The sequence below is a fragment of the Thioclava sp. IC9 genome, assembly GCF_002213225.1.
Lineage (GTDB): Bacteria > Pseudomonadota > Alphaproteobacteria > Rhodobacterales > Rhodobacteraceae > Thioclava > Thioclava nitratireducens.
Genome location: NZ_NBNX01000001.1, coordinates 358,415 through 383,349, shown reverse-complemented (window position 1 = coordinate 383,349; position 24,935 = coordinate 358,415). Strand labels below are relative to the sequence as shown.

Below are 24,935 nucleotides of genomic sequence, written 5' to 3'. Positions count from 1 at the left end.
AGCGATACGTGTCGGAGGATTCCGAAGTCTTCATGCGTCAAGGAATCATCGAACTGTGGCGTGTTTTGGACGTTCGGGCGGCGATTTTCGTATGAACTTTACAACTCTGGGGCGCAGATCGTGCCGATCGACACCGGACACGATCTATGTGGGAAACCGTTGCGAAAATGTGAGTGAAGCACTTTGCACAGCTAATTGGGCGCACGACGCCTTGCAGCTGTTACGACAAGGCAGGCGCCCCACGGGGTGCCAGGCAAGAAACGGAGATCCAGAAACGCGATAGAATAGCGGCGTGATCGGTCGGCCAGCCCCCCTGCCCGCCTCACCGCCACTCAAACGCCGAGGTTGAGCGCCTTGGCCTTGCGGTAGAAGGTCGCCCGACCGATGCCGAGATCGCGGGCGGCAGCCGAGACGTTGCCGCCGTTGCGGGCCAGTGCGCGGGCCATTTCGGCGCGTTGCGCTTCTTCGAGACCGTTGCGGATGCCATGCTCCAGCAGGTCGGATGCCGGAAGCTGGCCGATCTGCCCGGCCTCGATGCCGAGGTGCCGCCGGGCGGCGCGGGTGGCGCCGACGACGAGATCGTCGCGGTCGAGCGCCAGCAGCATCACGCCCTGCGCCCCGGTCTCGCCCGAGCCGGTCGAGAGGATGCGCGCGCCGTCATAGGAGGCGCGGAACAGGTCCGCCTCGATCCGGTGCGCCGCGTCCTGCACGGTCAGCGCCACGAGGCGCGCATAGCCCTCGGTCATGTCGGAGCGCGCGGAGCTGACGTCGATCACGCCGGCCAGATCGCCCTGCGCGCCGAAAATGGGCGAGCCCATGCAGGTCAGCACCGTGTTGCGGGTGCGGAAATGCTGATCGCGCCAGACGGTGACGGGGCGCGCCTCGGCGACGCAGGTACCGATGCCGTTCGTGCCCTCGACCCCTTCGGACCAGTCCGAGCCGGGCGCGAGGTTGGAGGAATGGAAATCATCCTTATCCGCGTCGCGCAAACGCTCGTCCAGCACGAGCCCGCCCGCGTCGGACAGAAGGACCGTGCAGCCCGCATCGCCTGCCGCCCGCGACAGACGGTCGAGCACCGGCGAGGCGATCCGCATCATCAGTTCCGCCCGCTCGCGCCGCTCGCGCATCTCGGCTTGGGTCAGGCGCTCGTTGCGCCCACCGGTTTCGGGGTCGATGCGGTGATGGATCATCGAGCGGCGCCAACTCGCCGCGAACCCCGCCCGCGTGGCGGATTTCGGCGAAGAGACGACTTCGCGCACGATATCGGCATGTTGGCGCGGAACGCCCGTATGCAGTGACGGCATGCGAAAGCCTCCCTCTCTTGCGCAGCCTATGAAAGTCCACGCAGGTTAGGCCGATTCGAACCGTTCACAACGTAAATTCCCGCTGAGCGGGCAGGCACCTGTCTCGGGGTTGAGACAGTCTAGGCTCACGGCTCCTCGTGCCGCCGCCCGCGAAAACCTTGCGCCACCACGAATTTCTCCGAGCTGTCCGAGCGCGAGGCTGGCGGTTTCACGTTGGCGACCTTGGTGAAGTTTTTCTTCAGGATCGTCATCAATCCCTGCTCTGCGCCGCCTGCGAGAACCTTGGCGACAAAGGTGCCGCCCTCTTCGAGCACGTCGAAGGCGAACTCTGCCGCCGCTTCACACAGCGTGATGATGCGCAGGTGATCGGTGTTCTGGTGCCCGGAGGACGCGGCCGCCATATCCGACATCACCACATCCGCAGAGCCGCCAAGCCATTCCTTGACCTTGTCGTCGGCGCCTTCTTCGAGGAAATCGAGCAAGTGGATTTCGGCCCCGGCGATCGGTGTGACCTCCTGCAGATCGACACCCAGAACGGTGCCGACCTTCTTGCCGGATTTCTCGCCCAAGGCGTTCACACGCTTGACCGCCACCTGACACCAGCCGCCAGGCGCACAACCCAGATCGACCACGCGCGCGCCGGGCACGAGGAAGCGATACTTGTCGTCCAGCTCGAGGATTTTGTAGGCGGCACGGCCTCGATAGCCCTCTTTCTTGGCACGCTGAACGTAAGGGTCGTTCAGCTGCCGCTCCAGCCAGAGGGTCGAGGACAGCTTGCGCCCCTTCGCCGTCTTCACGCGCACGCGCAGGTCGCGCTGCCCGCGTCCCGAAGTGTTCTTGCCGCTCGGTGTCTTCGCCATCATTTAATCTCTTCTAACACGCCGTCTCCGGCCATTTGCGCATAGAGGAGCCCCTCGCGCAGGCCACGGTCGGCAATGGACATCTGGTCGGTGGGCCAGACCCGCATAAGGGCCTGGAGAATTGCGGCGCCGGACATGATCAAGGTGTGTCGGTCGCGCCCGATCCGCGGGTCGGAGCGCCGTCCGGCGGGCCCGAGTTGCAGGAAGGAGCGGATCACAGCGTCGATCTCGCCCGATGTCATGGTCAGCCCGTCCACCCGGTTGCGGTCATAGCGCTTCAGGTTGAGGTGGCAGGCCGCGACCGTCGTGACGGTGCCGGAGGTGCCGATAATCTGGAATCCGTCCTGCGGGCTGCCCGCCGCGTAGGGCGTGAAGTCCGCGAGCTTCTCCTCGAAGAACCAGCTCATAAGCGCAAAGCGTGCGGCATCGTCTTCGACATCGGCGAATTGATCCTTGAGCGTCGCGACCCCGAGCGGCACCGAAATCCAATCGACAACGCGTGCCGCCGGATCGGGCCCGTCGGGCTGGTTGAACCCTTGCGAGAGGCGCATGATCGCGCGGGCCCTGTCGCCGGGCGGCACGTCTTCGAGGTCGATCCAGACGAGCTCTGTCGAGCCGCCGCCGATATCGACCACCAGAACCTGCTCGGAATTGGGCGACACCAGCGAAGCGCAGGAGATCACGGCCAGCCGCGCCTCTTCCTCGGGCGCGATAATCTCCAGCGGCAGGCCGGTCTCGCGGCGTACATAACGGATGAAGTCGCGCGCATTCTTGGCGCGCCGGCAGGCTTCGGTCGCCACCAGACGCATCCGGGTGACCCCGTGCGTTTCGATCTTGCGGCGACAGATTTGCAAAGCCTGAACGGTGCGCGACATCGAGCTGCGCGACAACCGGCCATAGGTTTCGAGACCCTGACCCAGCTGGACCGCTTTCGAGAAGCTGTCCACGACCTGAAACTGAGAACCCTTGGGACGGGCAATCAGCATCCGGCAACTGTTGGTGCCAAGGTCGAGAGCGGCATATAGCCCCTCGCCGGACTTGGCGGATTTGGTCGCGGGGGACTCGACCTGAGCCGGTTTCACCGCCCGCGCGGGCGATGCAGCTGTCGGGAGCGCGCCCGCCGACCGGGGACGCTTGGGCGTCATCATTACGCCCTCCGATTTGAAGTTGCGATAAAGCTATCGGTTTGCGCGTCCCGGTTCAAGGGAGCGCGACGCGGAAGTGACAGAACGTCAGCGCATCTCGTCTGCCGAAACCGAACCGTACCGGCGCGCTCTCAGGCCGCAGGCAGGATCACCGTGAAGCAGCTGCCCTCGCCCTTCTTGCTGTCGACGCGGAACCGGCCACGGTGGCGCGCCACGATATGCTTGACGATGGCGAGACCCAGCCCCGTTCCGCCCTTCTCGCGCGAGCGGTGGGTATCGACGCGGTAGAAGCGCTCGGTCAGGCGCGGCAGATGCTGTTCGTCGATGCCCTCGCCGCGATCGATCACATCGACGCGATAGGCTTTGCCGCGCAACACCGGCTCATGCGGGATCAGTGAGACCCGCAGCCGCACCTCGCCGCCCTGCCCGCCATATTTGATCGCGTTCTCCACGAGGTTCGAGAAGACCTGCGTCAGCTGATCGGGATCGCCCTGGACGGGCAAGGCCCCGGTTTCGCCCTCGCAGATCAGCTTGACGGACGCCGCTTCTGCCACGGGTTCGAGCGTCTGCGTGATCCCTTTGAGCACCAGCGCCAGATCGACCTTGCCAGTGGGACGCATCCGCTCTTCGCCCTCGACACGGCTGAGCGAGAGAAGATCGCCCACCAGACGGTTCATCCGCGCCGCCTCGCGCTCCATGATCGACAGGAACCGGTCGCGCGCCGCCGCATCGTCGCGCGCGCTCGAGCGGAGCGTCTCGATGAAGCCCATCAGAGCGGTCAGCGGCGTGCGCAACTCGTGGCTCACATTTGCAACGAAATCGCGCCGCATGGCTTCGGCAGATTCGAGAGCCGTGATGTCTTCGAAGCTTGCCAGAACCGAATTCGTCGCAAGCGGCCCTTCGGGCGCGGGCGGCAGCGGAGAGAAATGCACCAGCGTGATCGTCTCGGCCTGACCGGTGGGATGCAGCCGCAGGCGAACCGGATCGGGCCTCGCCCCGCGCAGCGCCGCGCTCACCGCCGCCCCGAAGCCGGGCTGGCGCAACACCGTCACATAGGGGCGCCCGAGAAACTGCGTGCCGAACAGCCGATTGGCTGCGAGATTGCCCTGCGCGATCCGCTCGTCGCGCCCGATCAGCAAAACCGCGCTCGGCAGCGCGTCGAGAACCTGTCCGATCGCCCCTTGGCTCATTGCCGCGCCTCCCCGCCTGCCATCTCGTTCGGAGCAAGGTTTGAGCGATGCGAGGCGAGCTGTAAAGGCTTGTCATAGACATGAAATCCAACCCCGCATCGGCATTGCAACTCACGCTTCGCGGTTCGCAATCAATGGGTTGTAGAATGGCTACCGAGACGTTAAACCTAGGCGTGTATTTAGCGGAGCCCGGTCGGGTTCCGTCGAATACATCATCGGGGGCGATGAGGTTATTACGAATTATGCCAAGAACCCCGAGTTCCCGCCTTGCGCTACAAGCTGTTCTCTTTCAATGCGTGAAAACGTCCGAGAGCAGCAACCTTCTGCTTGTAGACCCGGGCGGAAAGTTGCCCCCGTCGCTCAACGAGATTTCGGGCCAGGCGATTCAGGTACTGCAATACGACCAGATCACCGCGAAAAAGATGGCGGCTCTGCGCCCCGAACTGGTGCTGGCGCCGCTGCTGACCACGCGGTTCGACATTCTCGATCTGGCAAAGCGTCTCGAACGGTTCGGGTTTACCGGCAAGCTGCGAGCCTATTCCACTCCGCTTCCGAATATCGACTTCATCCGGCAGGAGGTGCGCGCCGCGCATCCCCAGCTCGATTTCGATATATTCACCTTGCCGGTCGACAAGCGTCGCGACAATTAGCCGATCGCTTTCAACCCCTTGGCGAAACGCGCCGCATTCTCGCGGTAATGCGCGGCCGAGCCCAGAAGCGCCTTGCGCGCGCCCTCGTCGAGTTCGCGAACGATCTTGCCCGGCGCGCCCATCACGAGGCTGCCGTCGGGAATTTCCTTGCCCTCGGTGATCAGCGCACCGGCGCCGATCAGGCAGCCCTTGCCGATCTTCGCCCCATTCAGAACCGTCGCCCCCATCCCGATCAGCGAGCCGTCCCCGATCGTGCATCCATGCAGCATCGCCTTGTGGCCGATCGTGCAATTTTCGCCGATGGTCAGCGGAAAACCCATATCGGTATGGCAGACCACGTTTTCCTGCAGGTTCGAGCCGCGTCCGACCCGGATTTCCTCGTTATCGCCGCGCAGGGTCGCGCAGAACCAAACCGAGGTTTCGGCCTCCAACACGACCTTGCCGATCACGTTGGCGTCGGCGGCGACCCATGCGTCTTCGGCGATTTTCGGGGCGATCCCGTCCAGTTCGTAAATCATCTTGCGTCAAACTCCCTGTTCAGTTTTCGCACGAATTCGCTGAGCCCGACCTGACGGTCGCGGCGGTTACGCTCCGCAGTCAGAATGGTGCGCAGCATCTCCTCGGCGCGGTCGAGGTCGTCATTGACCAGAACATAGTCATATTCCGACCAATGGCTGATCTCGGCGAGCGATTTCTCCATCCGGCTGCGGATCACGTCGTCGCTGTCCTGCGCGCGGCTGCGCAGACGGTCTTCCAGCGCCGCGATCGAAGGCGGCAGAATGAAGATCGAGACCACGTCCTTGCCAAGCGTGGAGTTGCGGATCTGCTGACCGCCCTGCCAGTCGACGTCGAAGAGCGTATCGCGCCCCTCGCCCATCGCCGCCTCCACCGGGCCTTTCGGGGTGCCGTAGAAATTGCCGAACACCTCGGCATGTTCCAGCATGTCGCCCTGCACCACCATCGCTTCGAACTCTGCGCGGGTCTTGAAGAAATACTCGACACCATCGGTCTCGCCCGTGCGCGGATCGCGCGTCGTGGCCGAGACCGAGAAGCGCAGCGTCGGATCCCAGCTCATCAGCCGTTTGGCGAGCGTGGATTTTCCAGCGCCCGAGGGCGAGGACAGGATGATCAGAAGGCCGCGGCGGGCAGTGTCGGGCATTGGTATCACTCTACGTTCTGGATCTGCTCGCGCAGCTGGTCGATCGCGTATTTCAACGCCAGACCGATCCGCGTCAACTCCGCATCGCCCGATTTCGAGCACAGCGTATTGGCCTCGCGCACGAATTCCTGCGCCAGAAATTCGAATTTGCGGCCCACGGGCCCGGTCTCGGCGAGAAGCGCGCGCGCGGCCTCGACATGGACGCGGAGCCGTTCGATCTCTTCGGTGACATCCGCCTTGATCGCGATCAGCGCCAGTTCCTGCGCGACCCGGTCGGGATCGGCCTCGGTCGCTTCCATCACCCGCGCGAGCGCCGCGCGCAGCGTCTCTGCAGCTTTCGGAGCGCGCGCTGCGGCGGCGATTTCCGCTTCATCGGTCAACGCCGCGATCTCGTCGATGCGGGCGGCCAGCAACGCGCCCGTCCGCGCGCCTTCCTCGCGGCGCATCGCGACGAAGCTTTCCAGAACGGGCGCAAAACTCTCCATCAAGGCGGCCAGCAGTGCGGCGGGATCCTCGATCGTGCTGCCCGAGTGGTCGATCACCCCGCGCATCGCCATCAGGTCGCTCGGCTTGAGCGGCGCCAGCGCCACGCCCTTGCGTTCGGCGGCGCGCTCGACCTTGTCGACGGCAGCAAGGGCGGCGTTCAGCACCTCCGGCTCGATCCGCATCGCGGCACTGCCTACGGCCTGCGTGAGCTTCAGGTTCAGCGTGACGTTACCCCGCGCGACCCGTTCGCCGACCGCCTTGCGCAGCGCGGGCTCCAGCCCCTCGATATCGGGCAGCCGCAACCGCAGGTCGAAGCCCTTGCCATTGACCGAGCGCAGATCCCAGCTCCAGTCATGCCCCGCGCCGCTCCCCTGTCCGGCGGCAAATCCGGTCATCGAGACGGTGGCGGCGGCGGGCGCCCCCTCCGGGCGCGGCTCTGGGGCGGGCTTAACCATTTAAGAGTTTCTTTCTCCATGTGACGAAAAAATGGCCTAACTTGGGGCCCGGTAAGAGTTCAGTAACGATTTCGTCCCGACGGTCAACCGCAAGGCGCCCCGCGCCACCGGCGCGCCGGGCGAGAGAAAGCGACCCCGCGCCCGTGCCGCGCGGGACGAAACAAGGATGATAGAAATGGATCGCGAGACCGACAGCAACGCTGCATCCCCCGCCTCGGCCAAAGGTCGCCGGGTCGGCAACGAGCTGCACGCCTATTGGGAGGCGCTGCTCGACGGTCGCCCGATGCCCGCGCGCGCCGATATCGATCCGCGCGGCATCGACCGGGCACTGCAATTCGCCTTCATCCTCGAGCGCGTCGCGCCGGGCATGGCGCGGTTTCGCCTTGCCGGCCAGCATATCTGCGGCCTGATGGGAATGGAGGTGCGCGGCATGCCCCTGACCTCGCTCTTCGCGACCGAAGCCCGCAAACAGATCGCCGATCTGACCGAGGCCGTCTTCGCGCGTCCCGCCATCGCCGAGGCGCAGCTGGCCTCGGCCGCAGGGCTCGGAAAACCGGAACTGACGGGCCATCTGCTGATGCTGCCGCTGACGGACGATTTCGAGGCGGTGACGCGCGCGCTTGGATGTTTCGTAGCGGAGCCTCTGCGGAATACGGACGCGGCGGACGGTAACCTCGACGCTGGACGCGCCCCGCGCCGCTTTACCGTGTCAGCCGCGCGGATCAAGCCTTTGGAGAAGCCGCCCCTGCGCGAGCCGCAGCCTTCGCCCCGACCGACTGGGCGCAGGTCTCCTCCGGCGCACTCCTTCGAGCAGCCCGTGCCGACCGCCGCCACCTCCGGCTTCGCCGAAAGCCAGACGCCTTACACCCCGCGGCCGAAATCCCGCGCCGCTCATCTGGCGGAAATGACCCCGGAAGAGCGCCGCGCGATGTTCCGGGTGGTGCGTCAGGAGGGTTAAGACCCGTGATGGATGACCTCTGCACCGGCGACAGCAATAAATAGGCCCGGACGCAAAGGTCCGGGCCGATCCATTTCGGAAACTGTGCCGCGTCGCGACGGCCGCGCCTTATTGCGAGGCCGCTTTCGCGAGCTTGCGGCGGTCCTGCAGCTCCTCGGCCACGAGGAAGGCCAGTTCCAGAGATTGCGAGGCGTTCAGGCGCGGGTCGCAGGCGGTGTGGTAGCGCGAGGAAAGATCGCCGTCGGTTACCGCGCGCACGCCGCCGGTGCATTCGGTCACGTCCTTGCCGGTCATCTCGAAATGCACGCCGCCGGGGATCGTGCCCTCGGCTTTGTGAATCGCGAAGAATTCCTTCACCTCGCGCAGCACGGAGTCGAACGGGCGGGTTTTGAAGCCCGACGCGGACTTGATCGTGTTGCCATGCATCGGATCGCAGGACCAGACGACATTCGCGCCCTCGGCCTCGACCGTGCGGATCAGGCGCGGCAGGTGATCGCCGACCTTGCCCGCGCCGAAGCGCGCGATCAGCGTCAAACGGCCCGCCTCGTTCTCCGGGTTCAGCTTCTCCATCAGCACCTTGAGGTCGTCCTCGGTGGTGGTGGGGCCGCATTTCAGACCGATCGGGTTCTGCACGCCGCGTGCGAATTCGACATGTGCACCGTCGGGCTGACGGGTTCGGTCGCCGATCCAGAGCATGTGACCGGTGCCCGCAATCGGCAGGCCGGAGGTGGAATCGATGCGGCAGAGCGCCTCTTCGTATTCCAGCAGCAGCGCTTCGTGCGACGTGTAGAAATCGACCGAAGCCAGCTCATTCGCGGTTTCCGAGGTCACGCCCGCGGCCCGCATGAAGTCCATCGCCTCGCTGATATGGTTGGCGACTTCGCGGTATTTCTCGGCCTCGTCGGCATCGGTGAAGCCGGCGATCCAGCTCTGGACGCGGTGGATGTCGGCGAAACCGCCCGTCGAGAAGGCGCGCAGCAGGTTCAGCGACGCCGCCGCCTGCGTGTAGGCCTGCAGCATCCGGTTCGGATCGGGCAGACGCGCCTCCGAGGTGAACTCGAAACCGTTGATGATGTCGCCGCGGTAACTCGGCAGCTCGGTGCCGTCGATGGTCTCGGTCGGCGCCGAACGCGGCTTGGCGAACTGGCCCGCCATGCGGCCGACCTTGATGACCGGAACCTTCGCGCCCCAGGTGAGCACGACCGCCATCTGCAGCATCACCTTGAACGTGTCACGGATATTGTCGGCGGAAAATTCCCCGAAGGACTCGGCGCAGTCGCCGCCCTGAAGCAGGAACGCCTCGCCACGCGCAGCTTTCGCAAGCTCCGCCTTCAGAGTGCGCGCCTCGCCCGCGAAGACCAGCGGCGGCATCCGCGACAGCTGTGCCTCGACAGCGTTCAGCGCCCCCTGATCGGGATAGTCGGGCATCTGAACCCGCGGTTTCGCGCGCCAGTCCGATTTGCTCCAACCCTTGCCCATCTGATCCTCCAAAAGCGTGGTCGTGTTCATTCGGCGCCGCTTATAGACGGCGCGGGTCTGGGAAACAAACCCGAATTTGCATTTCGACAAGTCTGCAGCGCCCACCTTGCCCCCCTCTTGCGGCGCGCGCCAATTTCCTGTTTCGGTGATTCACCACAGATGACGGATTGACGACATGCCTGATCCCCGCCCCACCCGTCGGCCAGCCCCTTCGCAAGGAATGATCCGGATTGGCCCGGACGCACGCCAGCGTTCGGTCGTCTTCCTGCTTCTAGAGCGATTCACGATGATGGCCTTCGCAAGCGCGATCGAACCGCTGCGCCTCGCCAACCAGGTGTCCGGTCGCACGCTCTACACGTGGAAACTCGCCTCAGAGTCCGGCGCGGATGTCACCTGCTCGAACGGGACGACCTTCCGCACCGATATCGGTCTGGAGGAGCTGGGACGCGACACGATGGTGCTGGTCTGCGGCGGCATCGACGTGGCCGAGGCGGTCAGCAAGCCGCTGTTGAACTGGCTGCGGCGCGAGGCGCGGCGCGGCGCGGTGATGGGCGGCTTGTGCACCGGCTCTTATGCGCTGGCCCGCGCGGGACTGCTCGACGGCAAGCGCGCGACGATCCACTGGGAGAATATCGACGCCTTCGCCGAGGATTTTCCCGATATCGAACTGACCAAGGGCGTGTTCGTGATCGACGGCAACCGGGTGACGACGGCGGGCGGCACCGCCTCGATCGACCTGATGCTGCGGCTGATCGCCCGCGATCACGGCGAAGAACTGGCCAATACCGTCGCCGATCAGCTGATCCATTCCTCGATCCGCTCGGACCGCGACACCCAGCGGCTATCGATTCCCACCCGGATCGGCGTGCGCCACCCGAAGCTCGCGCAGGTGATCGGCCGGATGGAGCGCAATATCGAAGACCCGATCAGCCCCGCGACGCTCGCCACCGAGGTCGGCATGTCGGCGCGCCAGCTGGAGCGGCTGTTCCGCCGCTACCTCAACCGCTCGCCCAAGCGCTATTACATGGAATTGCGGCTGCAGAAGGCGCGTAACCTGCTGATGCAGACCGAAATGAGTGTGATCAACGTTGCCATGGCCTGCGGCTTCGCCAGCCCCTCGCATTTCTCGAAATGCTACCGCGCGCATTACCAGACCACACCCTACCGTGAACGCGGCGCGAGCGCCGCGGGCGAGAAGGAGATCCCGGACGCCGCCTCCGAGGTTGGACCGGAAGACTGGCTCGACTGAAAATTGCGCAATCCGCCCCCTCGCCTTTCACGAATTTGCACAACGGCCCAAATTGCCGTTACGTCGCATTGCGCGATGCTTGACCTTCGGGTCGGTTTTTCGCGTCATCGCGCCACTCGCGGTTCTTCACATTTGACGCACCGCGCACTAACCTCGCGCAAGAACGCGAGTTCCAACACGGGAGTGAACACATGAAAAAACTGCTTCTGGCTTCGGCTGCGATCGCGCTTGGCGCGACCGGCGCATATGCCGATGACGTGAAGATGGGCGTCCTGCTGGGCTTTACCGGCCCGCTTGAATCGCTCGCCCCGCCGATGGCGCAGGGTGCCGAGATGGCGATCAAGGAAGTCTCCGACTCCGGCAAGCTGCTGGGTGGCGACACCGTGACCGCAGTCCGCGGCGACTCGACCTGCGTCGACGCAGCAGCCGCAACCGCGGCTGGCGAAACGCTCGTCACCACCGACAAGGTCGCTGGCATCATGGGCGCGATGTGCTCGGGCGCGACGACCGCTGTCCTGCAGAACGTCGCCATGCCGAACGGCGTCGTGATGATCTCGCCCTCGGCGACCTCGCCGGCGCTCTCGGATCTCGAAGACGATGGCCTGTTCTTCCGCACCGCTCCGTCGGATGCGCGTCAGGGCGAAGTCATGGCCGATGAGCTGATCGAGAAAGGCATCAAGAACGCCGCCGTCACCTACACCAACAACGACTACGGCAAGGGGCTCGCGGACAGCTTCGAGAAAGCCTACAAGGCCAAGGGCGGCAACGTCACGATCTCGGCCGCACATGAAGACGGCAAGGGCGACTACTCCGCAGAAGTCGCATCGCTCGCCTCCGCGGGTGGCGACGCGCTCGTCATCGTCGGCTATATCGACCAGGGCGGCTCGGGCATCCTGCGCGGCGCGCTCGACACCGGCGCCTTCGAGACCTTCGTCTTCCCCGACGGCATGGTCAGCCAGACGCTCGAAGACAATTTCGGCTCGGAAATCAACGGCTCCTTCGGTCAGCTTCCCGACTCCGCGGGCGACGGCATGAAGACCTATCTCGGCATGGCCGAGAAAGCCGGCTTCGACGGCTCGTCGGCCTATTCGGGCGGCGCTTATGACGCGGCGGCCCTGATGCTGCTGGCGATGCAGGCGGCGGATTCCACCGACCCGAAAGTCTACAAGGACAAGGTCATGGAAGTCGCGAACGGCCCCGGCGAGAAGATCTATCCCGGCGAGCTGGGCAAGGCGCTCGACCTGATCAAGGAAGGCAAGCCGGTCGATTACGAAGGCGCGACCGCCGTCAACCTGATCGGCAATGGCGAAGCCGCGGGCACCTTCCGCGAAATCGAGATCAAGGACGACAAGATCGAAACGGTGAAGTACCGCTAAGCGATCATCAGACGCGAGACAGCCCGGAGCGATCCGGGCTGTTTTCAATTATAAAACAACAAGATGCGGCGTGAAGTTAACATGCCTACAACTCAGGGGACCCTATGATCCGGGTTAAAAACCTAGTCAAATCCTTCGGCGGATTCCGGGCGGTCGATGGCGCAAGCCTCGAGATTGAAACCGGCTCTATCACCGGGCTGATCGGACCGAACGGCGCCGGCAAATCCACGCTCTTCAACGTCATCGCAGGCGTGCACGAACCCACCGCGGGCCGTGTAACGATGGATGGCGAGGACATCACCGGGCTTGCCCCGCACGAGCTGTTCCACAAGGGTCTGCTGCGCACCTTCCAGATTGCGCATGAGTTTCCTTCGCTCACCGTGCGCGAGAACCTGATGATGGTGCCCACCGGGCAAGCCGGCGAGACGCTCTGGAACACGTGGTTCGGGCGAAAACACATCCGCGAGGAAGAAGCGGCGCTTCTGAAGAAAGCCGATGAAGTGCTTGATTTCCTGACGATTTCGCATCTCAAGGATGAGAAGGCAGGGAACCTCTCGGGGGGTCAGAAGAAGCTTCTGGAACTGGGCCGCACGATGATGGTCGAAGCCAAGATCGTCTTCCTCGACGAGGTCGGCGCGGGCGTGAACCGGACGCTTCTGAATACGATCGGCGATGCCATCGTGCGCCTCAACAAGGAGCGCGGCTACACCTTCTGCGTGATCGAACATGACATGGATTTCATCGGCCGCCTCTGCGACCCGGTCATCGTGATGGCCGAGGGCAAGGTGCTGGCCCAAGGGTCCGCCGATCACATCATGGAAAACGAGGCCGTGATCGAGGCCTATCTGGGGACCGGCCTGAAGAACAAGGTCAAGGCCGAGGAAACCGCCGAGACCGCCGCGCATGAAGACCACGGCGCGCAGCCCGGTCTGGGCGACGAAGCAGGCCATGGAGGCGACCAATGAGCTACCTCGACGCCTCACACATGACCGGCGGCTACGGCAAGGCCGACATCCTGCACGACTGCACCCTGACCGTCGAAAAAGGCGAGATCGCGGTGATCGTCGGCCCCAACGGCGCAGGCAAATCCACCGCGATGAAGGCGGTCTTCGGGATGCTCGGCCTGCGCGAAGGCAAGGTCACGCTCGACGGGCAGGACATCACCGGCCTCTCGCCGCAGGACCGCGTCAAGAAAGGCATGGGCTTCGTGCCGCAGGTGAACAACGTCTTCCCGACCATGACGGTCGAGGAAAACCTCGAGATGGGCGCCTTCATCCGCGACGACGATTTCCGGGGCACGATGGATCAGGTCTTCGACCTGTTCCCGATCCTGAAGGAAAAGCGTCGCCAGAATGCGGGCGAACTGTCAGGCGGGCAGCGTCAGCAGGTGGCCGTGGGCCGCGCGCTGATGACCCAGCCGAAGCTCCTGATGCTCGACGAGCCGACCGCAGGCGTCTCGCCCATCGTGATGGACGAGCTGTTCGACCGCATCATCGAGGTCGCGCGCACCGGCATCTCGATCCTGATGGTCGAACAGAACGCCCGCCAAGCGCTTGAGATCGCGGATAAAGGCTATGTCCTCGTGCAGGGCGCGAACAAGTACACCGACACTGGCGAGGCCCTTCTGGCCGACCCGGAAGTCCGCCGCACCTTCCTGGGGGGCTGAGGAATGGAACTCATCAACGCGCTCGTCGCGGTTACCAATTACGTCATCATCCCCGCCACCGCCTATGGCGCGCAGCTTGCGCTCGGCGCGCTCGGGGTCACACTGATCTACTCGATCCTGCGATTTTCCAACTTCGCGCATGGCGATACGATGGCCTTCGGCACCGGGGTCGTGATCCTGATCACCTGGGGTTTCCAGGCGATGGGAATCAGCTTCGGGCCTCTGCCGACCGCCCTGCTCGCCCTGCCATTCGGCATCGTCATCACCTCGGCGCTGATGCTCGGGACCGACAAGGTCGTTTACCAGTATTACCGAAAAGTCAGGGCTGCGCCCGTGGTCATGGTCATGGTCTCGGTCGGCGTGATGTTCGTGATGAACGCGCTCACGCGCTTCCTGATCGGAGTCGACCAGATCAATTTCGACGACGGCACCCGCTTCGTCATCAACGCCCGGCAATGGCGCGACATGACGGGCCTCTCCGAGCCGCTGACGCTGCGCTCGACGCAGGTGATCACCGTCGTCACCGCGATCATCACCGTGGCCGCGCTGTTCTGGTTCCTCGGCAAGACGCGCACCGGCAAATCCATGCGCGCGTTTTCCGATAACGAGGATCTGGCGCTGCTGTCCGGCATCGACCCGAACAAGGTCGTGGCCGTGACCTGGATCATCACCGGCGCGCTCGCGACCATCGCAGGCACGCTCTACGGGCTCGACAAGTCGTTCAAAGCCTTCACCTATTTCCAGCTTCTGCTACCGATCTTCGCCTCGGCCATCGTCGGCGGCATCGGCAACCCGGTGGGCGCGATCGCGGGCGGCTTCGTGATCTCCTTCTCGGAGGTGGGCCTCACCTACGCTTGGAAGAAGGTGGCGACCTATCTGATCCCGAACTGGGAGCCGGACGGGCTCGTTCAGCTTCTCTCCACCGACTACAAATACGCAGTCAGCTTCACGATCCTGATCCTTGTCCTGATCTTCAAGCCGACCGGCCTCTTCAAGGGGAAAATCGTATGAGCAGCAATCGTCAGGCTGGTGAGACCAGCCGTCTCCGTGCGCCCCTCTTCTTCGCCATCATGGCCGCGCTCATCCTGCTCGAAGGTTTCACCTCGGGCTGGAACTCGGCGCTCGGCATTCTCAACATGGGACTGCTGTCGGCGATCATGGCGCTCGGCGTGAACATGCAATGGGGCTATGCGGGCCTGTTCAACGCAGGCGCGATGGGCTTCCTCGCGCTTGGCGGCCTCGCCCCGGTGCTGATCTCCATGCCGCCCACTCCCGGCGCTTTCTCGGGCGGCGGTCCGGGCATCATGGCGGCCTTCTTCGTGGCCATCGTCGCCGTGCTGGCGGCGGTCTGGATCTGGCGCAATCTGCGCGGAAAGACGCGCGGCCGCGCCGTGACGGCCGTGCTGATCGTCGGCTTCTTCACCTATCGCTGGCTCTTCGATCCGGCGGTCGAAGTGATCGAGGCGATCAACCCCTCGGCGCAGGGCAACCTCGGCGGACTTGGCCTTCCGACGCTGATCTCCTGGCCCGTGGGCGCGGTTCTCGCCGCAGGCGCGGCTTGGCTGGTCGGCAAGACCGCCCTCGGCCTGCGCTCGGATTACCTCGCGATCGCCACGCTGGGCATCGCGGAGATCATCGTTGCGATCCTGAAGAACGAGCAGTGGCTCGACCGCGGCGTGCTGAACGTCAATGGCATCCCGCGCCCCTGGCCGGTGCCCTACGAGATCGACCTGCAGAACTCGCCCGACTTCGTCGCGCAAATGCAGAGCTGGGGCCTCGATCCGCAGCTTGGCTCGACCATCGTGGTGAAGCTGGCCTTCCTCGTGCTGTTCGTGATCGTCATCCTCGCGCTGATCTGGCTGACCGAGATGTCGCTGAAATCGCCCTGGGGCCGGATGATGCGCGCGATCCGCGACAACGAGATCTCGGCGGCGGCAATGGGCAAGAACGTCACGCGCCGCCATCTGCAGATCTTCGTGCTGGGCTCGGCGGTGATCGGGCTTGCGGGCGCGATGATGATCTCGCTCGACGGGCAGATGACGCCGACCTCCTACAACCCGCTGCGCTACACCTTCCTGATCCTCGTGATGGTGATCGTGGGCGGCTCGGGGAACAACTGGGGTTCGATCCTCGGTGGCGTGCTGATCTGGTATGTCTGGGTCAAGGCAGGCGACTGGGGCCCGGATATCATGGGCGCGCTGGCGGCTCCCTTCCCCGATGGCGGGTTCAAGGATCACCTGATCCAGTCGGCCCCGCATATGCGGATGCTGGTGATGGGTATCATCCTGCTGATGGTGCTGCGCTTCAGCCCGCGCGGGCTCTTGCCGGAGAAATAAAAAAGAGGGGCTCTGCCCCTCGCCCGTTCCGGGCTCACCCCGGGATATTTCTTCCAAGCCGAAGACAAGACGCGCGCCCCGCAAGGAGCGCGCGTTTTTTGGTTACTCCTCGCCGCCGTCAAACTGGGCGACGCGGGCGCCGGCCTTGTTCGTGGTGACGACGCCGAGCGATTTGAGCTTGCGGTGCAGCGCCGAGCGCTCCATGCCGACGAAATTCGCGGTGCGCGAGATGTTGCCCCCGAAACGGTTGATCTGGGTGAGCAGATATTCGCGCTCGAACAGCTCGCGCGCCTCGCGCAGTGGAAGCGTTGCAAGCGCGCCGCCCAGAACGATGCGCCCCTCATCCGCCGGGCCTTCCTGGCCGGGCAATTCGCGCGCCTCGATCACGCCCGTCCCTTCCCCGAGGATCAGCACCCGCTCGATCACGTTGCGCAGCTGGCGGACGTTGCCGGGCCATTCCATCGTCTGCATCAGCGCCGCCGCCTCTTCCGAGATTTCTCGCAGCGGCAGGCCTTGGGTCTCGTTGAAGCCGCGCAGGAAATGGTCGGCCAGAAGCGGCACGTCCTCGCGGCGCTCGGAGAGCGGCGGCACCTCGATCGGCACCACGTTGAGCCGGTCGTAGAGCTCCTGCCGGAAATGCCCCTCGCGGATCTGTGCCGTCAGATCGCGGGTCGTCGACGAGATAACCCGCAGGTCGACGCGGACCTTGTCGGCCCCGCCCACACGCAGAAATTGCTGCTCGGTCAAGACGCGCAGGATCTTCGACTGCGTGCCGAGCGGCATCTCCGCCACCTCGTCGAAATAGATCACGCCGCCATGGGCCTGCTCCAGCAAGCCCTTCTCGACGCCGCGCTCGGGCGTCTCGCGCCCGAAGAGGACCTCTTCCATCCGGTCGGGCTCGATCGAGGCGGAATTGACCGTGACGAAGGGCCCCGCCGCACGGGTCGAGAACTGGTGGATGTAGCGCGCGGCCATCTCCTTGCCCGAGCCCGGCTCGCCCGTCAGCATCACCCGGCCGTTGGACTTGGTCACCTTGTCGAGCTGATCCTTCAGCCGCCGGAACGCCGCCGAGTCGCCGATCATCTCGCCCGAGGACATGTCGCGGCGCTTGAGCGTCGAGTTCTCGCGCCGCAGCCGCGCCGTCTCCATCGCGCGGGAGATCACCACCATCAGCTGGTCGATGTTGAACGGCTTCTCGATGAAGTCGTAAGCGCCCTGCTTGATAGCCGCCACAGCGATCTCGATATTGCCGTGGCCCGAGATGATGATCACCGGCACGTCCGGATTGTCGCGCTTGACCGTCTTGAGGATGTCGATCCCGTCCATCTTGCTGTCCTTCAGCCAGATATCGAGGATCATCAGCGCCGGTTCCTGCGCGTTGATCTCGTCCATGCACTCGTTGGAATTCGCCGCGAGGCGTGTCTTGAAGCCTTCGTCGCGCAGGATGTCGGCGATCAGCTCGCGGATGTCTTTCTCGTCGTCGACGATCAGAATGTCGCTCATGTCACTTCCCCGGGGGCTTCGCCCCTCTCCTTGATGGCTCTGAGCGCTGCTCGCGCGCGTGGGAGCCTGATTTCGGCGAGCGCCCCGCGATGGGCGCCCTCTACGAAGGCGGGCGCGTCGCTCAGCGTCAACGTTCCACCATGTTCCTCGATGATCTTCTTGACGATGGGAAGACCCAGCCCGGTGCCTTTCTCGCGCGTCGTCACGTAAGGCTCGAACAGGCGCGAACGGTCCGGCGGCAGGCCGATCCCGTTATCCGCGATATGGATCGTCACGTGATCGGAGGCGACTTCCATATCGAGGCGCACCTCGGGCGCGTAGCCTTCCTCCACGTTCCCTTTTTCCGTATAGGATTCAATCGCTTCGCCCGCGTTCTTTACGAGGTTAGTCACCGCTTGCGAAATCATCGTCGCGTCCAGTTCGACGATCACCGGCTCGGTCGGGACATCCGTCACCAGTTTCGCGCCATGCAGGCTGTCTTGCTGCAAGGTCGCCGCATCGCGCACGAGCTGCGCGAGATCGTGATCGGCACGGTCGGGCTCGGGCATCCGGGCAAAGCGCGAGAACTCGTCCACGATGCGCCGCAAGTCATTGGTCTGGCGCACAATAACACCGGTCAACTGGTTGAGCGTTTCTAGGTCTTCGCCCTCGGTCATCTTGCCGAACTTACGCTTGATCCGTTCGGCCGAGAGCTGGATCGGCGTGAGCGGGTTCTTGATCTCATGTGCGATGCGCCGCGCCACGTCGCCCCAGGCCGCCATCCGCTGCGCAGAGACCAGATCGGTCACATCCTCGAACGCGACCACATAGCCTTCGGGCGTGCCCAGATCGTTGCGTCGAACGGCCATGCGCACCAGCAGGCTCTCCAGCCGCCCGCCGCGCGAAATCCGGATTTCCTCCTGCGCGACTTCATTAAGACCGTCCTGCAACTTGTTGTAAATCGACAGAAACTCTGGAACGGCGTTTGCAAGGTCGCGGGAATGATCGCTCACGCTATTGAGCGCCAGCAACTGCATAGCTGCCCGGTTCATGAAATCGATCCGCCCGTCGGCATCGAGTCCGATCACCCCCGAAGTCACCGAAGACAGCACGGAATCGAACAGACGCCGGCGTTCTTCCGTCTCGCGGTGGTTCTCCATCAGGGCCATGCGCTGGCCCTTCAGTTGCCCGGTCATGCGGTTGAACGCCTCGCCAAGCGTCGCGATCTCGTCGTCGCCCTCGGCCTCGATCACCCGCGCGTCCAAATCACCCGCGCCGACCCGCTCCGCCGCGGCGGCGAGCCGCCCGATCGGCCGAGACAGGCGCTCCGCGAACCACAGCCCCATCCAGAGCGCGGCGAGGATCAGGATCAGCGCGAAGCCGAAATAGACCAGCCCGAATTCGAAGATGACGCGACCGCGGGCGCTCTCCAATTGCTGATAGAGCGTCACCGTCTCGCGCGTCTTGTCCAGCAGCGCGAGAATCTGCCCATCCACCTTGCGCGAGATATACAGATACCGATCCACGAAAGCGTCGAGCCGGATCAGCGCGCGCAGTTCCGAGTTCGGCCAATCCTCGATCAGCACCGTCTCGCCCTTCTGCGCCTCGACGATGTCACGCGGAGAAGGTTCTTCGTAATCAAAGAGATAAGAGCGATCGCCGCGCGCGATGATGCGCCCCGTACCGTCGATCACATAGGCCTCTTTCACGCCGCGCTGGATGCCCGCCTGCCCGGTAATGAGCAATTCGCGCAGCTCGCCATCCGACATGAAGGTCGACGCCTGCCGCCGCAGGTCGAGGAAATTCGCGAGCGCCCGGCTGTCCTGCACCAGATCGCGCTTGTGCTCGGACTGATAGGCCTCGGCGGCCTGAAGCGAGGTGCCGACGACCGAGCGCACGCGGTCGGAAAACCACCCCTCGAGGCCGATATTCACGGTAAGGAACGCGAAGACTGCGACGAGGATCGTCGGCACCAGCGCAATGCCCGCGAAAACGCCCGTCAGGCGCAGGGTGAGCCGCGAGCCGGCGGAATGGGCGCGCCGGGCTGCGATGATCTGCACCAGCCGCATCAAAATCAGACCGGCGAGCAGCAGAAAATAGACGAAATCGGCGAGCAGGATCAGGCGCAGCGCGGTGCTGTCCGCCCCCTGGCCCAGGGGGCCGAGGACGATAAAGGTCGCAATCGCGAGCGCCGGGCCAAGCACCACCAGGCCGAAGGTGAACAGGTTGCGGACCCGCTTCTGGCGGCGAAAGCGCGCCAAACGGTCCCAGCCTGAGCGATATGCCGTGCTGCCCTGCACCAATGCCCCCTCATTCCGGGCTGAAGCTCGCGAATCCGTTAGACGGAAAAGCCACAGGCCCCTGTTGCGGGTTTACATCAGTTTGCGGCGCCGTGTCACCTGAATATCCAGATCAGTGATCTTTTTCCGCAACGTATTGCGGTTGATGCCGAGCAAATCGGCACATCTGGCTTGATTGCCGCCGGTTGCATCCAAGGCGATTTCGATCAGCGGCGCCTCCATTTCCTTCAAAATCCGGTCGTAGAGGCCCGGCGGTGGCAGCGTGCCGCCGTGAAGGTCGAAATAGCGCCGCAGGTGGCGTGCGATGGAGGAGGACAACTTCTCGCCCTCGCCGCCCTGACGTAGCGGCTCGATCGCGGGTTGGTTGCCCAGCACGAATTCCGCCTCGGCCCGGGTGATTTCCTCTTCGGGCGAGGTCACGGCAAGCCGGCGGATCGTGTTCTCCAGCTGGCGCACGTTGCCGGGCCAGGAATAGGCGCGCACGAGTTGCAGCGCCTCGGGCGTGAAACGGCGCAGCCCCAGCCCGTCGCGCTCGGCGCGGGCAAGGAAATGCTCGGCCAGAAGCGGGATATCCTCAACCCGCTCGCGCAGGCTCGGCACGTTCAGCGTCACGCCGCCGAGGCGATAGAACAGGTCCTGGCGGAACTTTCCCGCCTCCATCAGCCCCGCGAGGTCGATCTGCGTCGTCGCCATGATACGCGGTGCGGGATCGGGCAGGGCGTCGAGCATACGCACGATCCGCGCCTGCGTCTCGTCGTCGTAATCGCCGACCTCGTCGAAAACGAGCGAGCCACCTTTGGCCTTCGCCACCAGTGCCGCGGGGCCGTCCGCGCCCTGCAGATCACCTGCCTGCGCCACCACGAAGGGAAGCGTGCGGCGGTCGGAAAAGTCGTGAATAGCCTTCGCGATGAGGGACTTGCCGGTGCCGCTCTCACCCGCGATCAGCACCGCGAGATCGGCATTCATCACCCGCGCAACGAGCCGGTAAAGCTCCTGCATCGCAGGCGTGCGCCCGACCAACGGCAGATCGCCCGCATCGGCGCGTCCGTCGATCTCGCGGGGCGCGGTCGGACTGCGGCGCTTCTGCTCCAGCGCCTTTTGCGCGCGCTTCATCAGGTCGGGCAGATCGAACGGTTTGGGCAGGTAGTCGTAAGCCTCGGCCTCGGCCGCCTGAATCGCGGTCATTATCGTGTTCTGCGCCGAGATAACGATGACCGGCAGGCCGGGACGCTCCTCGGATATCTTCGGCAACGCCTCCAGCCCGTTCCCGTCGGGCATCATGACGTCCGAAATCACCAGATCACCCTTGCCCTCTTCGACCCACCGCATCAGCGTCACGAGCGAGGCCGTAGCGTGAACCTTGCAGCCCGCACGGGTCAGCGCCTGGGTCAGAACGGTGCGGATTGTGCGATCGTCATCCGCGACAAGTACGGTGCCGTCCATGGATCAGGCCTCCTTCGGCGCAACGGGAAGTGAAATGCGAAACCGGGTCTTGCCCGGGACCGAGTCGAGCGTGACCCAGCCGTCGTGATCATTGATGATCTTCGAGACAAGGGCGAGACCGAGCCCGGTCCCGTTCTCGCGACCCGAGACGAAGGGCTCGAAGATCTCGTTGGAGATTTCCGGCGGAATACCGGGGCCGTCGTCGATGATCTCGATCTGCAGCGGCAAGGGCTGCCCCGATCCATCGGCGCGACGCAGACGCAGGCTGTGTTCGTAGAAGGTACGGATCTTGATATTCCCAGCTCCTTCAGAGGCTTCTGCGGCGTTTTTCAACAGGTTCAGGAAGACTTGAGTCAACTGATCCGCATCGCCCAGCGTCGGCGGCAGCGAGGGATCGTAATCTTCCGTAATCGCCATATGCGCGCCGAAACCCACACCTGCGGATTTGCGTGCGCGGTCGAGCACGTCATGGATATTGACCGGCTTCTTCTCGGGCGCACGGACATTGCCGAACTGTTCGACCTGCTCGAGAAGCTTCACGATCCGGCGCGTCTCGTCGACGATCAGGTCCGTTAATTCAAGGTCTTCTCCGGACAAGTTCATGCTCAGAAGCTGGGCCGCCCCGGCGATCCCGGCGAGCGGGTTCTTGATCTCATGGGCCAACATCTCCGCCATACCGATGGCCGAGCGCGCCGCCGATTTCACGAGACTCGCGCGGCCCAGCCGGTCAGCCAGCTCGCGCGGCTCGATCAGCAGCAACACCCGGTCGGGGTCTTCGCCCACCGGCGCAGCCTGAAGGTTGCATTGCACCGGGGCTTTCTCACCCGTCGTCAGCTCGACATCGTTAACGAAGAGAGAGGCGCGGTTCTTCCGAACCCGGTAGAAGATCTCCTCCAAAGGCGCGGAAATCGCGAGCCTTTCGCCGATCGCCTTACCCCGCAGCGCCTTGGCAGACAGGTTAAGGAACAGCTCGGCGGCCGGGTTCACCTCGTCGACAAGATCATCGCCGTCGATCAGCAAAGCCGGGGTCGGCAGCGAAGTCCAGATTATGCCGGGGGCCGGAAGGTTCATGCGGCGCACCTTTCGCCGAAAGCTCGCTCGATTAGCGCCAAGGTCGCCTCCGGCGTTTCGCTGACCATCATCTCGGCGCGCAGCGGCGCGTTCGCCGCCTCGCAATACCACCCCAGATGCTTGCGCGCGAGACGCAACCCGAGATCACGGCCGTAGAAGCTCAAGATCGCCTCGTAATGTTCTGAAATATAATCGCAAAGGGCGTTTCCGTACGGAACCTGCGGCTTCGGCGATCCGAAGATTTCATGACCGATTTCAGCCAAGCGCCACGGTGCGCCCTGCGCCCCACGCCCGACCATCACGCCCGCCGCGCCGGATTGTTCAAGCGCAACGCGAGCGGAACTCGCATCGACCACGTCGCCATTGGCGATCACCGGGATCGAGACCGCCTCGACCGTCTCGGCAATCGCCTCCCAGTCGGCGCTGCCTTTGTAGAACTGCATCCGGGTGCGCCCATGCACGACGATCATCTTCACGCCCGCAGCCTTTGCCCGGCGCGCGATCTCGGCCGCGTTATGCGTATCGTCACACCAGCCCAGCCGCATCTTCAGTGTCACCGGCAGATCGACCGCGCCCACCGTCGCCTCGATCAGACGCAGCGCGTGATCTGGATCGCGCATCAGCGCCGAGCCCGAGGCCCCGCCCGTCACCTTCTTGGCCGGGCAGCCCATATTGATGTCGATGATCCGCGCCCCCATGCCGGCGACCATTTTCGCGGCTTCGGCCATCGGCTCGGGCTCACGGCCCGCCAATTGCACCGAGGTCGGCAGCTCCAGCCCCATCTCGACCCGCGCCTTCGCGCGCACGGAGGGCTTCGCCGTCAGCATCTCACCCGAGGCCACCATCTCGGACACGACGAGACCCGCGCCGAAGCGCGCCACCATCCGCCGGAACGGAAGGTCGGTGATCCCCGCCATCGGCGCGAGGAAAACCGGAGGGGTCAATGTGATATCGTCGAGAACCAAATTCTGCGGCACGGAGACTGTCCTGTTACGCGTCTTCCTTCGAATTAGGCGTTTGACCAAAGAATCACAATTGCGTCCAGCCTTTTTTAGGTGGGAAAATCAGCATCCGCCTATTTTTTAATCACCGGGCCGTGGCCAGTTGTCACATCCCGCAGCGTCTCGCGTCCAGCGGCACCGATTGCGCAAAGTCGCGTCTTCGCCTAAGCCCTTGGGCGATCAGGGAGGCGCCATGAGCATCGCCATCATCATTGTCGCCGCCGGGCGCGGCACCCGCGCCGGCGGAGAAACCCCGAAGCAATGGCAGAGCCTCGCGGGGCAGCCGGTGCTGGCCCATACCGTTGCCGCTTTCGAGGGCATCGGGCGGATCGTGGTCGTTCTGCATCCCGAGGACATGACGCGCGGCGTCGCGCAGTTTCAAGGCGAGGTCGCGCTGTGTGCGGGCGGTGCCAGCCGCGACGCCTCGGTGCGCAATGCGCTGGAGATGCTCGAGGGCTCGGGCGTCGAGAAGGTGCTGATCCATGACGGGGCACGCCCGCTGGTGAGCCGCGCAGTGATCGACGGCGTGCTCGAGGCGCTGGACAGCGCACAGGCGGCAGCTCCCGCCCTGCCCGTGTCGGATGCACTCTGGACCGGCGAGAACGGTCAGGTCACGGGCACGCAGGACCGCAGCGGGCTCTACCGCGCGCAGACCCCGCAGGGCTTCGATTTCGACGCGATCCTCAGCGCGCACCGCGCCCATCCCGGCGGGTCCGCCGATGACGTGGAAGTGGCCCGCGCGGCGGGTCTTTCGGTTGCGATCACGCGCGGCTCGGAGGACAATCTGAAGATCACCTACCCGGAGGATTTCGTCCGGGCCGAGAGACTGTTGGGAGACAAGATGGATATCCGTTTGGGTCATGGTTACGACGTGCACGCGTTCGAGCCGGGCGATCACGTGACGCTCTGCGGGGTCGCGGTGCCGCATGACAAGAAGCTCAAGGGCCATTCCGATGCCGATGTGGGCATGCACGCGCTGACCGATGCGATCTATGGCGCGCTGGCCGAGGGCGATATCGGGCGGCATTTCCCGCCATCGGACCCGCAATGGAAGGGCGCGGCGTCCGAGATTTTCCTCGACCACGCGGTGAAACTGGCCGAAGCACGAGGCTTTCGTCTGGGCAATGCCGATGTCACGCTGATCTGCGAGCGTCCCAAGATCGGCCCGCATGCCACTGAAATGGCACAGGTTCTGGCGCGCATCATCGGGATCGAGCCGGGCCGGATCTCGGTCAAGGCCACCACCTCCGAACGTCTGGGCTTCACCGGGCGCGAGGAAGGCATCGCCGCCATCGCCACTGCCACGCTGATCAAGGAGTAACGCC

At 64.4% G+C, this 24,935-nt stretch carries 22 protein-coding genes; 9 read left to right on the top strand and 13 right to left on the bottom strand.

Features of this window, described 5'->3' with window-relative positions; all coding sequences use genetic code 11:
• Positions 1-332 precede the first annotated feature (332 nt).
• The 4 genes from B6V76_RS01730 to B6V76_RS01715 form a co-directional block, all read right to left on the bottom strand.
• Positions 333-1,304, bottom strand: coding sequence for a GAF domain-containing protein (locus tag B6V76_RS01730; RefSeq protein WP_075774898.1), 972 nt, complete (start codon positions 1,302-1,304; stop codon positions 333-335).
• 125 nt (positions 1,305-1,429) lie between these two features.
• A complete protein-coding gene (locus B6V76_RS01725) occupies positions 1,430-2,164 on the bottom strand; it encodes an RlmE family RNA methyltransferase (RefSeq protein ID WP_088726886.1) in 735 nt (244 codons plus the stop codon).
• Positions 2,164-3,309 (bottom strand): Ppx/GppA phosphatase family protein, encoded by a 1,146-nt coding sequence (locus tag B6V76_RS01720; RefSeq protein ID WP_075775118.1) that lies wholly within the window; start codon positions 3,307-3,309, stop codon positions 2,164-2,166. Before B6V76_RS01720 ends, B6V76_RS01725 begins: the two co-directional genes overlap by 1 nt.
• A gap of 131 nt (positions 3,310-3,440) precedes the next feature.
• Positions 3,441-4,499 carry an ATP-binding protein gene (locus B6V76_RS01715; RefSeq protein ID WP_088718551.1) on the bottom strand — a complete coding sequence of 353 codons (1,059 nt, stop codon included), beginning with the start codon at positions 4,497-4,499 and terminating at the stop codon, positions 3,441-3,443.
• A gap of 347 nt (positions 4,500-4,846) precedes the next feature.
• On the opposite strand from B6V76_RS01715, the gene B6V76_RS01710 reads away from it, so the two are divergent.
• Positions 4,847-5,149 (top strand): hypothetical protein, encoded by a 303-nt coding sequence (locus tag B6V76_RS01710; RefSeq protein ID WP_088718550.1) that lies wholly within the window; start codon positions 4,847-4,849, stop codon positions 5,147-5,149.
• Here B6V76_RS01710 and B6V76_RS01705 read toward each other — a convergent pair.
• The 3 genes from B6V76_RS01705 to B6V76_RS01695 are packed head-to-tail and all read right to left on the bottom strand — an operon-like array spanning position 5,146 to position 7,249.
• The gene (locus tag B6V76_RS01705) at positions 5,146-5,667 is read right to left on the bottom strand and encodes a gamma carbonic anhydrase family protein (protein ID WP_075774901.1); all 522 of its coding nucleotides are present in this window, start codon (positions 5,665-5,667) and stop codon (positions 5,146-5,148) included. The two genes, B6V76_RS01710 and B6V76_RS01705, sit on opposite strands and share 4 nt — an antisense overlap.
• The gene (gene gmk / locus B6V76_RS01700) at positions 5,664-6,308 is read right to left on the bottom strand and encodes a guanylate kinase (RefSeq protein ID WP_075774902.1); all 645 of its coding nucleotides are present in this window, start codon (positions 6,306-6,308) and stop codon (positions 5,664-5,666) included. Before gmk ends, B6V76_RS01705 begins: the two co-directional genes overlap by 4 nt.
• A gap of 5 nt (positions 6,309-6,313) precedes the next feature.
• The gene (locus B6V76_RS01695; RefSeq protein ID WP_240496888.1) at positions 6,314-7,249 is read right to left on the bottom strand and encodes a YicC/YloC family endoribonuclease; all 936 of its coding nucleotides are present in this window, start codon (positions 7,247-7,249) and stop codon (positions 6,314-6,316) included.
• Between the two features lie 175 nt (positions 7,250-7,424).
• Between B6V76_RS01695 and B6V76_RS01690 the strand changes: the two genes are divergently transcribed.
• Positions 7,425-8,207 carry a PAS domain-containing protein gene (locus B6V76_RS01690; RefSeq protein ID WP_088726498.1) on the top strand — a complete coding sequence of 261 codons (783 nt, stop codon included), beginning with the start codon at positions 7,425-7,427 and terminating at the stop codon, positions 8,205-8,207.
• Positions 8,208-8,315: 108 nt separating this feature from the next.
• On the opposite strand, the gene B6V76_RS01685 is transcribed toward B6V76_RS01690, so the two are convergent.
• Entirely contained in the window at positions 8,316-9,686 is a 1,371-nt protein-coding gene (locus B6V76_RS01685; RefSeq protein WP_075775120.1) for a 3-deoxy-7-phosphoheptulonate synthase class II, read from the bottom strand.
• Between the two features lie 220 nt (positions 9,687-9,906).
• Between B6V76_RS01685 and B6V76_RS01680 the strand changes: the two genes are divergently transcribed.
• The 6 genes from B6V76_RS01680 to B6V76_RS01655 all read left to right on the top strand — a co-directional run bounded on the left by B6V76_RS01680 (position 9,907) and on the right by B6V76_RS01655 (position 16,313).
• A complete protein-coding gene (locus tag B6V76_RS01680; RefSeq protein WP_088726497.1) occupies positions 9,907-10,935 on the top strand; it encodes a GlxA family transcriptional regulator in 1,029 nt (342 codons plus the stop codon).
• A gap of 191 nt (positions 10,936-11,126) precedes the next feature.
• A complete protein-coding gene (locus tag B6V76_RS01675) occupies positions 11,127-12,311 on the top strand; it encodes an ABC transporter substrate-binding protein (protein WP_075774905.1) in 1,185 nt (394 codons plus the stop codon).
• Positions 12,312-12,415: 104 nt separating this feature from the next.
• Complete coding sequence (locus B6V76_RS01670) at positions 12,416-13,276, top strand: ABC transporter ATP-binding protein (RefSeq protein ID WP_088726496.1); 861 nt, start codon at positions 12,416-12,418, stop codon at positions 13,274-13,276.
• Positions 13,273-13,977, top strand: a complete 705-nt coding sequence (locus B6V76_RS01665) for an ABC transporter ATP-binding protein (RefSeq protein ID WP_075774907.1) — start codon at positions 13,273-13,275, stop codon at positions 13,975-13,977. The genes B6V76_RS01670 and B6V76_RS01665 overlap by 4 nt, the downstream gene beginning before the upstream one ends.
• A 3-nt stretch (positions 13,978-13,980) precedes the next feature.
• A complete protein-coding gene (locus B6V76_RS01660; protein WP_075774908.1) occupies positions 13,981-14,988 on the top strand; it encodes a branched-chain amino acid ABC transporter permease in 1,008 nt (335 codons plus the stop codon).
• Positions 14,985-16,313, top strand: a complete 1,329-nt coding sequence (locus B6V76_RS01655) for a branched-chain amino acid ABC transporter permease (protein WP_088726495.1) — start codon at positions 14,985-14,987, stop codon at positions 16,311-16,313. The genes B6V76_RS01660 and B6V76_RS01655 overlap by 4 nt, the downstream gene beginning before the upstream one ends.
• Before the next feature lie 102 nt (positions 16,314-16,415).
• On the opposite strand, the gene B6V76_RS01650 is transcribed toward B6V76_RS01655, so the two are convergent.
• The 5 genes from B6V76_RS01650 to dusB form a co-directional block, all read right to left on the bottom strand.
• On the bottom strand, positions 16,416-17,816 hold the full coding sequence (locus B6V76_RS01650; protein ID WP_075774910.1) for a sigma-54 dependent transcriptional regulator: 1,401 nt from the start codon (positions 17,814-17,816) through the stop codon (positions 16,416-16,418).
• The gene (locus B6V76_RS01645; protein ID WP_088726885.1) at positions 17,813-20,095 is read right to left on the bottom strand and encodes a PAS domain-containing sensor histidine kinase; all 2,283 of its coding nucleotides are present in this window, start codon (positions 20,093-20,095) and stop codon (positions 17,813-17,815) included. Before B6V76_RS01645 ends, B6V76_RS01650 begins: the two co-directional genes overlap by 4 nt.
• A 72-nt stretch (positions 20,096-20,167) precedes the next feature.
• The gene (locus tag B6V76_RS01640; RefSeq protein WP_075774911.1) at positions 20,168-21,538 is read right to left on the bottom strand and encodes a response regulator; all 1,371 of its coding nucleotides are present in this window, start codon (positions 21,536-21,538) and stop codon (positions 20,168-20,170) included.
• A 3-nt stretch (positions 21,539-21,541) separates the two neighbouring features.
• Positions 21,542-22,609 carry an ATP-binding protein gene (locus tag B6V76_RS01635; protein WP_075774912.1) on the bottom strand — a complete coding sequence of 356 codons (1,068 nt, stop codon included), beginning with the start codon at positions 22,607-22,609 and terminating at the stop codon, positions 21,542-21,544.
• Positions 22,606-23,586: a tRNA dihydrouridine synthase DusB gene (dusB, locus tag B6V76_RS01630; RefSeq protein WP_276206127.1), complete on the bottom strand. Its 981-nt coding sequence runs from the start codon at positions 23,584-23,586 to the stop codon at positions 22,606-22,608. The genes B6V76_RS01635 and dusB overlap by 4 nt, the downstream gene beginning before the upstream one ends.
• A gap of 217 nt (positions 23,587-23,803) precedes the next feature.
• On the opposite strand from dusB, the gene B6V76_RS01625 reads away from it, so the two are divergent.
• The gene (locus B6V76_RS01625; protein ID WP_088726494.1) at positions 23,804-24,931 is read left to right on the top strand and encodes a bifunctional 2-C-methyl-D-erythritol 4-phosphate cytidylyltransferase/2-C-methyl-D-erythritol 2,4-cyclodiphosphate synthase; all 1,128 of its coding nucleotides are present in this window, start codon (positions 23,804-23,806) and stop codon (positions 24,929-24,931) included.
• Positions 24,932-24,935 lie beyond the last annotated feature (4 nt).